Genomic DNA, 12,118 nt, shown 5'->3' on the forward strand with positions numbered 1-12,118 from the left:
GCACTGTGCCCAAGATTCTGATCGTCGGCGGAGGGTACGCAGGCTTCTATACCGCGTGGAAGCTCGAGAAGCACCTCCGCAAGGGTGAGGCCGACGTGACCATGGTCGACCCGCTGCCGTACATGACGTACCAGCCGTTCCTGCCCGAGGTGGCCGCCGGCTCGATCGAGGCACGTCACTCGGTCGTCGCCCACCGCCGTCACCTCAAGCGCACCCACGTCCTCACCGCCAAGGTGACGAACATCAACCACGCGCAGAAGGTCGCGACGATCACGCCGCCCGTCGGCGAGCCGTACGAGTTCGCGTACGACCAGATCGTCGTCACCGCGGGAGCCGTCTCCCGCACCTTCCCGATCCCGGGCATCGCCGACAACGCGATCGGGCTGAAGACCATCGAGGAAGCCGTCGCGATCCGCGACAAGGTCATGTCGAACTTCGACAAGGCCGCCTCGCTCCCCGCCGGACCCGAGCGCGACCGTCTGCTGACCGTCGTCGTCGTCGGCGGCGGGTTCGCCGGTATCGAGGTGTTCGCCGAGCTGCGTTCGCTGGCTTCCGCGCTGGTGGGCAAGTACCCGCAGATCAGCTTCGAAGACACGCACTTCCACCTCATCGAGGCGATGGGCCGCATCATGCCCGAGGTCTCGCTGCAGACCAGCGAGTGGGTGCTCAAGGACCTCGCCAAGCGCGGTGCCAACGTGCACCTCGACACGCAGCTGACGAGCGCGGTCGACGGCAACGTCGAGCTCTCCACGGGCGAGGTCATCCCGACCGACGTCATCGTGTGGACCGCCGGTGTCATGGCGAACCCGACCGTGGTTCGTGGCGGCGACCTCCCGGTCGAGGAGCGCGGTCGCATCCAGACCCGTGCCGACCTGCGCGTCGGCACGCCCGAGGCCTTCGTCGAGGGCGCCTGGGCTGCGGGCGACGTGTCGGCCGTCCCCGACCTCTCGGGCGGCGGAGTCGGCGGCTTCTGCGTGCCGAACGCTCAGCACGCGGTACGCCAGGCGAAGCTTCTCGCGAAGAACCTCGTCGCCGTGCTCCGTGGGGAGAACCCCAAGGACTACTTCCACAAGAACATGGGCGCGGTGGCGGGGCTCGGCCTGTACAACGGTGTCTTCCAGTCCGGCAAGATCGCCCTCAAGGGCTTCGTGGCCTGGGTCGCGCACCGCGGCTACCACGGTCTCGCGATGCCGACGTGGGAGCGCAAGTTCCGCGTCATCTGGGGCTGGTGGAACAACCTGTGGCTGGGTCGCGACCTGGTGAACCTCGAGACGGTGCAGAACCCGCGCTACGTCTTCGAGGAGTTCGCCGCGCGTCCGCGTCCGGCAGCTCCCGCGGCGCCCGTGGCAGATGCTGCTCCTGCGGCGAAGGCTGCTCCTGCCGCGAAGGCTGCTCCGGCGGCCTCGGAGACGACTGCCGAGAAGAAGCCGGCCGCGAAGAAGACGGCCGCGAAGAAGCCTGCGGCGAAGAAGCCTGCCGCCGAGAAGGCTCCTGAGCCGGCCGAGGCTGCAGCGAAGTAGCAGACCCTCGAATCAGATTGAGATCGGCCCCGCGCGCTCTGCGCCGGGGCCGATCTTCGTTTCCTCGGGGCGGCTCCGAGGCGAAGCACAGGTGCGGTCGGTAGCGTGAGGGCAGCAAGGGGAGTACTCCCGTCTGCAGCGTCGTCGTCATTACGAGCACGAGATCGTGCTCCGGCCCGCTGGCCCGTGAGGGTGGAGGAGACCTTGGCACCCGCATAGCGGGGTGCCGAGAAACCCCTGCCGTCGCTTCGACGTGGGAATCCCCGGTGGCCCGCACCACGAAAGGGACACCCATGGGAAAACTCTCCCGACTGATCGGAATGGCATCCGACGCGCTCGAGAAGAATGCCGGTTCCGGACGCACCGACCATTGGGCGGGCGGGTCCCGCTCGACGGACTGGGGCGGGATGCTCCGCGGAGCCGTGGACGCGGTCCGCGGTCCGGCGGACGGAACTCCTCGCGCCGAGCAGAGCGCACGGACCGCGGGTGCGGATCCCTACGCGCCGCCGGCACCCGGTGCTCCGAGCGTCAGGGCCGGTTCGACCCCTCCGCGGGATCGTTACGCACCACCGGTCGCCGGATCCGCGCGTACATCCCCTGCGGCAACCGACGCCGATAGAGCGGCCATCGCCCGCTACGACTACCTGCTGCAGACGGCCGACCCGCAGCGTGTCGAGCAGATCCACCGCGAGGCATTCGCCCGGCTGACTCCCGAGCAGCGCACGCTCGTCGAGGCGCGGATGCGGCAGGAGCTCGAACCGGGGGAGCGTCCGAGGTCTTCATCCCCCGATGACCTCGCTCGCGCGGCCGGGCGTGCGGAGGCCATGAAGCCGGGGCGGATGCGCGGACTCCTGTCGCGCGTGCGCGGCGCGGGTGCCGGTGGTGCTGCGGTCGCCGCAGGCGGTGCAGCGGTGGGACTGCTCGGCGTGGTCGCCGGTGGTGCGGTGCTCAGCACGGTGGCCGGTCCGCTTCTGGAGCAGGCCGCGAACATCGGCGTCGACTTCGGCGCGCTGGCCGAGGGCGTCGACGTCGAGTCGCTCGCCGCCGGAATCGATGTCGAGTCGATCGCCGGCGTTGCCGGCGACCTCATGGGTTCCGCAGGCGAGGCGGCGTCCGGACTGGGCGAGACGGCCACGGGATGGAGCGAGCGGCTCGGCGACCTGGGCATCCCGGGCATCGGCGATCTGTTCGGACGCTGAGCTCGGATGTTCTTCGCAACCGACGCCGAACACGGCTTCACCGGTCTGACCGGATTCGCGGCCGACGTGCTCACCTCCCTCGGCGACGTCGGGGTCGGGGTGCTCGTCTTCCTCGAGGTGCTGATCCCGCCGATCCCGAGCGAGGTGATCCTGCCGTTCGCCGGATACCTCAGCCAGAGTGGGGAGCTGAACCTGGGGTGGCTCATCTTCTGGAGCACGCTGGCCTCCTGGCTGGGAGCCCTGCTGCTGTATGGACTCGGCGCGGCGATCGGCATGCAACGGGCGGTGCGGCTGCTGGCGGCGACCCGGTTGGTGAGCCGCTCCGACCTGGAGCGGGGAGCCGACTGGTTCACGCGCAGCGGCGGCTGGACGGTGCTGGTGGGCCGGATGGTCCCGGGCGTTCGCAGTCTCATCTCCATCCCCGCCGGGGCATCGCGCATGAATCTCGCCACCTTCAGCATCTACACGATCGTCGGCAGTGGCGCGTGGAACGCTCTGCTCCTCGGTGTCGGTGCGGCGCTCGGCACGCAGCACGAGCAGTTGGAGCAGTACCTCGGGTACCTCGACTACGCCGTCTACACGGCCATCGTGATCGCCCTCATCGTCCTGGTCGCTCGCCGGGTGCGTGAGGCTGCGGGAGAGCGGAGGGCGGTCGCCGACGGCGAGGAGTGAGAAGCGAAGTGCCCCCGCTGGGACTCGAACCCAGACTGAAGCGATTTTAAGTCGCCTGCCTCTGCCATTGGGCTACGGGGGCCGCGTCGTCAGCCTATCGCCGTGCGGTGGCTGCGACCCGGTGCCGCAAGGGGTGATCCGGAGTACGAGGAGGCCTTAGGGTGGGGGAGTGCTCGACCTCATCGACGAACTGAGCCCCGTCCAGGGTGCGCCCGCGATCGCCCCCGAGTGGGAGGATCCGGCGCGGTACTGGCCACGCCTCTCCGCCGCGACCGGACATCTGCCGGCGCCGGTCGGGGTGATCGATCGCGAGGCCCTCCGCTACAACGCGATGGACCTGCTGGTGCGCGCGGGCGGGCTCCCCATCCGTGTCGCCTCGAAATCGGTGCGGGTGCGGGCCGTGCTCGATGCCGTGCTGAAGCTCCCCGGATTCCGCGGGATCCTCGCGTTCACGCTCGAGGAGGCGCTGTGGCTGGCCGAGACGCACGATGACATCATGCTCGGCTATCCGACGGTGGATCGTGCGGGACTGGAACGGCTCTTCTCCGACGAGCAGGCGGCGCAGCGCATCACGCTCATGGTCGACGATCTCGTCCACCTCGACCTGATCGACAGTGTCGCAGGTCCCACCTCGCGCCCCGAGATCCGTGTCGCGATCGATGTCGATGCGTCCTGGCGCTCTTCCCTCCTCGGCCACATCGGCGTGCGCCGCTCGGCGCTCTTCACGCCCGGCGAGGTCGCCGGCTTCGCCCGCAAGGTCGTCGCCCGTCCCGGCTTCCGCCTGGTCGGACTTCAGATGTACGACGCGCAGATCGCCGGTCAGGGCGATGACGCCGGTGCCGACGCGCCGCTGATCCGCGTGGTGCAGGCACGTTCGAGGAACGAGCTGCGGGAGCGACGGGCAGCCATCGTGGCCGCCGTCGGTGCGATCGCTCCGCTGGAGATCCTCAACGGAGGGGGCACCGGCTCGCTCGAGTTCACGGGGAGCGACGAATCACTCACCGAGGCGAGTGCCGGGAGCGGGCTGCTCGGTGGCCACCTGTTCGACGGGTACCGCTCGTTCCGCCCCGCTCCTGCCTCGGCCTTCGCGTTCGATGTGGTGCGCCGACCGGCCGCCGACATCGCCACCGTGCTGGGTGGAGGGTGGATAGCTTCCGGTCCCGCTCTCGCCTCCCGCCAGCCCCGTCCGGTGTGGCCGGAGGGACTCCGCACACTCGGGCGCGAGGCCGCCGGTGAGGTGCAGACGCCGTTGCAGGGTCCCGCCGCCACGTCGTTGGGCGTGGGGGACCGGGTCTGGTTCCGGCATGCGAAGAGCGGCGAGCCCGCGGAGCGCATCGAGCGCTATCACCTGGTGTCGGGGGAGCAGGTCATCGAGGAGCTTCCCACGTACCGTGGCGAGGGAAAGGCGTTCCTGTGACGAGAATCGGCGGCTCCTGGCAGAACTGGGGCCGCTCGGCCTCGGTGCGCCCCGTGCGCGTGGAGCGTCCGCGCAGCCCCGAAGGCGTGCAGCGCGCGGTGATCGCGGCGGTCAAGCACGGTCTCAGCGTGAAGGCTGTCGGAGCGGGGCACAGCTTCACCGGCATCGCCGTCGCACCCGGCGTCCTGCTGGAGCTGGATGACCTGCAGGGACTCGTATCGGCGGATGCAGCCAGCGGCCGCGTCACCCTCCTCGCAGGAACCCGTCTGCACCGCATCCCCGGACTACTCGCCCCCTATGGGCTCGCCATGGAGAATCTGGGCGACATCGATCGCCAGTCCATCGCGGGAGCGATCTCGACCGGAACCCATGGCTCCGGTGCCCGGTTCGGCGGCCTGGCGACCCAGGTCGTCGGCATCACCATGGTCACGGCCGCCGGAGATTTCCTCCGCATCGACGATGAACACGAGAGCGAGCTGCTGCCCGCCGTCGCGCTCGGGCTCGGCGCGCTCGGCATCATCGTCGAGGTGACGCTGCAATGCGCGCCGGCGTTCGTGATGCACGCCATCGACGAGCCGGCGCCCCTCGACGACGTGCTCGCCACACTCGAGGAGCGCGTGGCCTCGTGGGACCACTTCGAGTTCTACTGGTTCCCGCACACCGAGGTGGCGCTGACGAAGCGTCAGACGCGACTGCCGGAGTCGACGGTGCGCAAGCCGCTCCCGGTCGTGGGCAGGTGGGTCGATGAGACGCTCCTCTCCAACGGGGTCTACCGCGTCGTGTGCGCTGCGGGGCAGGTGGTGCCTGCGGTGACTCCGCCGTTCAGCAGGTTGGCGGTCAAGCTCACCGGGGACCGTGAGTACACCGAGCTGTCGCATCGGGTGCTCATCCAGAGCCGCACCGTGCGTTTCCGCGAGATGGAGTACGCGCTCCCGGCCGAGAACGTCGTGCCGGCGTTCCAGGCGGTCCGCGCCCTCATCGCTCAGCGCGGGTGGCGGATCGAGTTCCCGATCGAGGTGCGCTTCGCGGCGGGCGACGACCTGTGGCTGTCGACGGCGCACGGGCGGCCGAGCGCCTATATAGCCGTGCACCGGTATTGGCGCGCCGACCCCACGGAGTACTTCAACGCGATCGAGGAGATCATGCTCGAGTTCGGCGGACGGCCGCACTGGGGCAAGCTGCACACGTTGACGGACCAGGCGCTGCGCGAGCGCTACCCTCGATTCGACGACTTCGTCGCGCTCCGCGACCGCCTGGATCCCGAGCGGCGCTTCACGAACCGCTATCTCGAACGGGTTCTCGGAGCCTGACCCGGCTCGAGGCCGCAATCCACGCCGCGCGCCCAGTCCACGTGCAGGGTGCGCGTCTAGGATGAGAGAAACACGAGGAAGGGTGGGCCTCTGATGGAATGGCTCGTGCCGGTACTGATCGTTGTCGGAGTGATCCTGCTCGCCGGCATCTATCTGTGGGCCACGTACAACTCGCTGGTGCAGCTGAAGGTCCGCGTCGACGAGGCGTGGAGCGGCATCACGGTGCAGCTAAAGCGACGAGCCGACCTCATCCCCAACCTCATCGAGACGGTCAAGGGATACGCCTCCCACGAGAAGGCGGTCTTCGAGAACGTGACTCGTGCGCGCGCCGAGACGCTGTCGGCCGGCGGTCCCGGTGAGGCCGGCATCGCCGAGGGACACCTCCAGCAGGCGCTGCGCAGTCTCTTCGCGGTCGCCGAGGCGTACCCGCAGCTGCAGGCGAGCACGAACTTCCTCCAGGTGCAGCAGGCGCTGGTCGACACCGAAGACAAGATCCAGGCTGCGCGCCGGTTCTACAACGGTGGCGTGCGCGAGCTCAACACCAAGATCAAGGTCTTCCCGAACAACCTGTTCGCCAAGGGGCTCGGCTTCACCGAGCGCGAGTTCTTCGAGGTCGCCGACAGCAGCGCGATCTCCGAGCCGCCTCGCGTCCAGTTCTGATTCGAATCGCATTCACCAGGGGCCCGCTCACCAGGCGCTGAGCACCACGCCCTCTGCGGTGAACGACACGTCGCCGCGCAGACTCCACGAGTCGGTCCGGTAGGTGGCCTCACGTTTCGCGCCGTCCTGACCGGTTCCGGTGACCGTGGTGACGAGGACGCCCCCTCCGCCGCGAATCCTTTGCCGGACAGGGCCAGCGTCGGTAGCTTCTCGATGCGGTAGCGGAACTCTGACACGGCGCGGAATTCGGTACCCCAGGGAATGCGGATGCCGCAGCCCTCGGGCGCGGCGGTGCCGGGCTCCGCGCACGTCTCGAGGTGCTCGTCGAGCTGCTTCTGCGCGGCGGCTGTCGCCTCGGGGCGTACCGACACATCGATGTCGACGGCCGTCTCGTCGCCGGGGAGCACGGTCACCGATGTCTCTCCGCTGAGCAGCGACACCGGTGCGGCGGCGACGGTGTAGCTCGCCGGCAGCAATGTCGTGGCTTCGCCCGCGGGCAGCGTCTGCCCGCCGATGGAGATGAACGAGCCGACCGAGGGGCGGGCGGTCACGGTGCCCAGCCCGGACTCATCCACCACCCATCGTCCGTCGAGGGGGGAGAGCGTGAGCTCTGCGGAGTGTTTCCCGTCGGCCAGGCGGAAGGAGATCTCGGCCGTCGCCGTCACACCACCGACCGGCGCGCTGTCGTCTCCGCCGACGGAGATCACCTCCGCATCGTGGACGAGTGCCGTCGCGTCGGAGAACGCGTCGAGCGTCTCCTGCGGCATCACGGCACCAGTGGCCTCCACCGCTGCGGGATCACCGGATTCGAGCGCGCGCAGGTACTCCGCCGCCGCCTCCTCCGCCGTGGCGGGCCGCCCGGTCGCCTGCCAGATCCACACGCCTCCGGCGACGAGCACGACGACACCGACCGCACCGGCGATCAGCCACCAGCGCCGCCGGCTCACGGGGCACTCTCTCTGGCGTGCACGTGTCTGTGCACCTGCGCGCCCGCGCCGCTCAGCGAATCATGAAGCGCGGCCGTGGCATCACCCCAACCAGAGACCGACACGCGCTCCAGACCCTGCCAGGCGGCGGCGAGGGCCAGTTCCGCAGCGACCGGCTCAGCATCGCCCGGCCGGGCCTGCGGCTCCCACCACGCGGACTGCACCTGCAGTGTCGAGGTGGCGCGGTCAGCCTTCAGGTCGACCCTCGCCACGATGCGGTCGCCGACGAGCACGGGCAGCGAGTAGTAGCCGAACCGGCGCTTCTCGGCCGGCACGTAGATCTCGATGCGGTAGTCGAGATCGAAGATGCGCAGCGCCCGGTCGCGGAACCACACCACCGGATCGAACGGAGTCAGAACGGCCGCGGTCTCGATCTTGCGGGGCAGCACGGCATCGCGATGCCGCCACGCGCGCAGCGGACGGCCTCCGCGTTCCCAGCCGCGCACCTGCACCGGCTGCAGCTCGCCGGCGTCGACGAGCTCGGTGATCGATCGGGCGACCGCGGCACGGTCACGGATGCGGTAGTAGTCGGCGAGGTCGGACTGCGTCGCAACACCGCTCGAGCGAGCCGCACGGCGCGTCAACTCCAGGATCGCCTCGTCTCGGGAGATCTCCCGCGATCGGATAACGTCGGGGATCACCTGGTCGGCCAGCGCGTACGTGCGCTCGAAGCCCCGGCGGCCGCTCACGGCGACATCGCCCGTGCGCCAGAGGTGTTCGAGCGCGAGCTTGGCTTCGTCCCAGTCCCACCATGTTCCGCGCTCTCGCGGCGCGTCGTCGCGCAGGTCGGCGGGACGCAGCGGACCCCTGGCGCGGAGTTCGTCCTGCACCCACTGCACCGTGCGCGCGTTGTTGCTCATCCACGAGTCCTCATCCGCCCACTTCCGCCGGAAGTCGTCCATGCGGAATCGCCACAGCGGCCAGTCCGCCACCGGGATGAACGTCGCCTCATGGGCGAGGTACTCGACGTAATGGGTGGTGCGGGAGAGGAAGACCCTGTCGAGCAGTGTGGGGTCGTAGGAGCCGAGACGCGAGAAGAGCGGCAGGTAATGCGAGCGCGCGAACACGTTCACCGAATCGATCTGAAGGACGCCGAGCCGATCCATCACGCGGTGCACGTGGCGCGCGGTGACCGATGCGGGTCGGGATCGGGTGAACCCCTGAGCGGCGAGGGCGATCCGCCGGGCGTGCGGGGAGCTGAGGGTCTCGGTCACGCCGTCAGCGTATCGCCGGGCACCGACATCTCCGCTCTTCGGTGATGGATGCGTCGAACGGCATACGGCTTGACCGTAGACTTGGGCGATGAGCGAGGACCAGCGCCCCCGGCTGCGAGATCTCTTCCGTCCGCGCCCGGTCTCCACCGACCGCACCGTGACGACCGATGCCGATGAGGCGGTGCCCTTGCCGCTGCGCATCACGGCGAGCTACTCCTGGCGGCTGCTTATCATCGCCGCAGCGATCGGCGTCTTCATCTGGCTGGTGATGCTGCTGAAGCTCCTGGTCATCCCGCTCATGGTCGGCATCCTCATCACAGCACTCCTGTGGCCGGCGTTCTCGTGGATGCTGCGACGCGGATTCCCACGCTGGCTGGCGATCACGATCTCGCTGATCGGAACGGCCGCCATCGTGACCGGACTGATGTGGCTGGTCGTCTGGCAGGTGCGCGCTCAGCTGCCCGACGTGCAGGCACGCTCGACCGAGGCGTTCGACCAGTTCCAGGTCTGGCTCCACGAAGGTCCCCTGAACCTCTCCGACACCCAGATCGCCGACTACCTGCAGCAGGGCCTCGACTTCCTCGACGAGCAGACGCAGGCGCTCTGGACGGGCGCACTGGCCATCGGCACGACGGTCGGACACGTCGCGACCGGTGCGCTGCTGTCGCTGTTCATCCTCATCTGTCTCCTCGCCGACGGCGCAGGAATCTGGCGCTGGACCCTTCGGATCTTCCCGCGCAAGGCGCGGCCCGCCGTCGACGGTGCCGCCCGAAACGGCTGGGCGACGATCGTGAACTACGCCCGCACTCAGTTGTTCGTGGCCACCATCGACGCGATCGGCATCGGCCTCGGGGCGTTCCTGCTGCAGGTGCCGCTCGCGCTTCCGGTCGCCGTCCTGGTGTTCCTCGGCTCCTTCATCCCGATCGTGGGTGCGGTCGCGACCGGCGCCGTCGCCGTGTTCCTGGCTCTCGTCTACAACGGGCCGTGGATCGCACTGTGGATGCTCGTGGTCGTGCTGGCGGTCCAGCAGATCGAGGGCCACATCCTGCAGCCGATCATGATGGGCTCCGCGGTCAAGGTGCATCCGCTCGCCGTCGTCCTCGTCGTGGCGGGCGGCGCGATGATCGCCGGCATCCCCGGAGCACTGTTCGCCGTTCCGCTTGCGGCCTTCGTGAACGTCGCGGCCGTGACCATCAGTTCTGGTTCCTGGCGCACCGGCGTCGGGCCCAGCGGAGACCTTATCTGGAGCACAGTACCGCGCGAGCGGAGACGGAGGAATCGATGAGTGCAGTCCCCAGCCTGACCGAGTTCGAGCTAGCGGCTCAGAGTCTGGCTGAGGTGATCTCGCACACGCCGACGCTGCCGTCGCGAGCCCTCTCCGACATTCACGGAGGCACCGTCCTGCTGAAGATGGAGAATCTTCAGCGCACGGGCTCGTTCAAGATCCGCGGTGCCGCGTACCGCCTCTCACGCCTGAGCGCTGAGGAGCGCTCGCGGGGCGTCGTCGCCGCATCCGCCGGCAACCACGCCCAGGGCGTCGCGCTCGCGGCGCAGGCGCTCGGCATCCCCGCGACCATCTTCATGCCGCTGGGGGTTCCGGTTCCCAAGCTCCTCGCCACCCGCGGGTACGGCGCCGAGGTCGTGCTGGAGGGCGAGACCGTGGCGACATCGCTGCGTCTGGCGGCGGAGTTCTCCGAGCGCACCGGTGCGGTGCTGATCCACCCGTTCGACCACCGCGACGTCGTGATCGGGCAGGGGACGCTCGGACTCGAACTGCTCGAGGACGCCCCGGATGTCGACACCGTGGTCCTCGGCATCGGTGGCGGAGGCCTGATCGCGGGCGTCGCCGCGGCCGTGAAAGCGCGTGCCGCTGAACTCGGGCGCACCGTCCGCATCATCGGCGTCCAGGCCGAGAACGCCGCTGCTGTGCCCCCGTCGCTCGCTGCGGGCGAGCCCGTGGACATCGTCACCCGTCCGACGATCGCCGACGGCATCCTGGTCGCGCGCCCCGGCGCCATCCCGTTCGACATCATCAAGGAGCTCGTCGATGAGGTCGTCACGGTCTCGGACGATGACCTCGCTCGGGCGATCCTGATCCTGCTGGAGCAGGCGAAGGTCGTGGTCGAGCCGGCCGGTGCGGCCGGCGTCGCGGCGATCCTGGCCGGCAAGGTCTCCGGCACCGGCACGACGATGGCGGTGCTGTCGGGTGGCAACATCGATCCGCTGCTCCTGCAGCGCGTGGTCTCGCACGGGCTTGCGGCATCGGGCCGATACCTCACCATCCGCGTCCCACTGCCCGACCGTCCGGGCCAGCTCGCCCGCGTCTCCGAGCTCATCGCCGAGGCGGGTGCGAATGTCATCGAGGCGATGCACACCCGTCATGGTCATGGACTTCAGATCAGCGAGGTCATCCTCGAACTCAGCGTCGAGACGCGTGGCCCCGAGCACTCGGAGCACACGCTCGACACGCTGCGGCGGGCCGGCTTCGAGCCCATCCTCGTCGCCGACTGACCTTCCCACCCACGCAGAAGCGCCCCCGCGTCCGAGAGGATGCGGGGGGCGCTTCTGCGTGGGTGGTCAGCCCGCGTAAGTCTCGACGTTCACGATCTCCACGCTGATGGAACGCCCGTTCGGCGCCTCGTAGGCCGACTTCTCGCCGACCTTGAGGCCGAGGATGGCCTGACCGAGCGGGCTGGCCTCGCTGTAGACGTCGAGGTCGCTGCCGACCGCGATCTCCCGGCTGCCGAGGAGGAAGACCTCTTCGCCGCCGGCGACGAGAGCCGTGACGACGGTGCCGGGCTCGACGATCCCGCGGCTGGCGGGAGCCTCGCCGACCTTGGCGGTCTTCAGCAGAGCCTCGAGGGTGCGGATGCGGGCCTCCTGCTTGCCCTGCTCATCCTTCGCGGCGTGGTATCCGCCGTTCTCCTTGAGGTCGCCTTCTTCGCGAGCCGCCTCGATGCGCTTGGCGATCTCATCGCGACCGACGGTCGACAGGTGCTCCAGCTCGGCGACGAGCCGGTCGTAAGCCTCCTGCGTGAGGAAGGGAACCTGAGCATCGGTGGACATGGCGAAGCTCCTTCTTTCGGGATCCCTCCGGCGTGCTGCGGGGGATATGCCAAGACGCCCCGGCTCGTGCCGGG

Annotated in this window: 10 protein-coding genes and 1 tRNA gene; 8 read left to right on the forward strand and 3 right to left on the reverse strand. The window is 69.3% G+C overall.

The window, feature by feature from the left end:
* Positions 1-5: 5 nt before the first annotated feature.
* The 3 genes from CQ034_RS00370 to CQ034_RS00380 all read left to right on the forward strand — a co-directional run bounded on the left by CQ034_RS00370 (position 6) and on the right by CQ034_RS00380 (position 3,391).
* Positions 6-1,520, forward strand: coding sequence for an NAD(P)/FAD-dependent oxidoreductase (locus tag CQ034_RS00370; protein WP_105709543.1), 1,515 nt, complete (start codon positions 6-8; stop codon positions 1,518-1,520).
* 293 nt (positions 1,521-1,813) lie between these two features.
* Positions 1,814-2,719, forward strand: a complete 906-nt coding sequence (locus CQ034_RS00375; protein ID WP_105709544.1) for a cation-transporting ATPase — start codon at positions 1,814-1,816, stop codon at positions 2,717-2,719.
* A 6-nt stretch (positions 2,720-2,725) separates the two neighbouring features.
* Positions 2,726-3,391 carry a DedA family protein gene (locus CQ034_RS00380; protein ID WP_105709545.1) on the forward strand — a complete coding sequence of 222 codons (666 nt, stop codon included), beginning with the start codon at positions 2,726-2,728 and terminating at the stop codon, positions 3,389-3,391.
* Between the two features lie 9 nt (positions 3,392-3,400).
* On the opposite strand, the gene CQ034_RS00385 is transcribed toward CQ034_RS00380, so the two are convergent.
* Positions 3,401-3,473 (reverse strand) — tRNA-Leu (locus tag CQ034_RS00385).
* A gap of 87 nt (positions 3,474-3,560) precedes the next feature.
* Here CQ034_RS00385 and CQ034_RS00390 point away from each other — a divergent pair.
* The 3 genes from CQ034_RS00390 to CQ034_RS00400 all read left to right on the forward strand — a co-directional run bounded on the left by CQ034_RS00390 (position 3,561) and on the right by CQ034_RS00400 (position 6,778).
* Entirely contained in the window at positions 3,561-4,808 is a 1,248-nt protein-coding gene (locus CQ034_RS00390; protein WP_105709546.1) for an alanine racemase, read from the forward strand.
* Positions 4,805-6,118, forward strand: a complete 1,314-nt coding sequence (locus tag CQ034_RS00395) for a D-arabinono-1,4-lactone oxidase (protein WP_105709547.1) — start codon at positions 4,805-4,807, stop codon at positions 6,116-6,118. The genes CQ034_RS00390 and CQ034_RS00395 overlap by 4 nt, the downstream gene beginning before the upstream one ends.
* Positions 6,119-6,211: 93 nt before the next feature.
* Entirely contained in the window at positions 6,212-6,778 is a 567-nt protein-coding gene (locus CQ034_RS00400) for a LemA family protein (RefSeq protein WP_029262976.1), read from the forward strand.
* A 943-nt stretch (positions 6,779-7,721) separates the two neighbouring features.
* On the opposite strand, the gene CQ034_RS00410 is transcribed toward CQ034_RS00400, so the two are convergent.
* Positions 7,722-8,978: a winged helix-turn-helix domain-containing protein gene (locus CQ034_RS00410; RefSeq protein WP_105709549.1), complete on the reverse strand. Its 1,257-nt coding sequence runs from the start codon at positions 8,976-8,978 to the stop codon at positions 7,722-7,724.
* 88 nt (positions 8,979-9,066) lie between these two features.
* Here CQ034_RS00410 and CQ034_RS00415 point away from each other — a divergent pair, with 88 nt between their 5' ends.
* Both CQ034_RS00415 and ilvA read left to right on the forward strand, forming a co-directional pair.
* Positions 9,067-10,263, forward strand: coding sequence for an AI-2E family transporter (locus CQ034_RS00415; protein WP_029262973.1), 1,197 nt, complete (start codon positions 9,067-9,069; stop codon positions 10,261-10,263).
* Positions 10,260-11,489 carry a threonine ammonia-lyase gene (gene ilvA, locus CQ034_RS00420; protein ID WP_029262972.1) on the forward strand — a complete coding sequence of 410 codons (1,230 nt, stop codon included), beginning with the start codon at positions 10,260-10,262 and terminating at the stop codon, positions 11,487-11,489. The genes CQ034_RS00415 and ilvA overlap by 4 nt, the downstream gene beginning before the upstream one ends.
* 66 nt (positions 11,490-11,555) lie before the next feature.
* Here the strand turns inward: ilvA and greA are convergent, their stop codons facing one another.
* Positions 11,556-12,044 (reverse strand): transcription elongation factor GreA, encoded by a 489-nt coding sequence (gene greA, locus CQ034_RS00425; protein ID WP_029262971.1) that lies wholly within the window; start codon positions 12,042-12,044, stop codon positions 11,556-11,558.
* Positions 12,045-12,118 lie beyond the last annotated feature (74 nt).

Origin of the sequence: Microbacterium sp. MYb45 (assembly GCF_002979655.1) — a bacterium.
Lineage (GTDB): Bacteria > Actinomycetota > Actinomycetes > Actinomycetales > Microbacteriaceae > Microbacterium.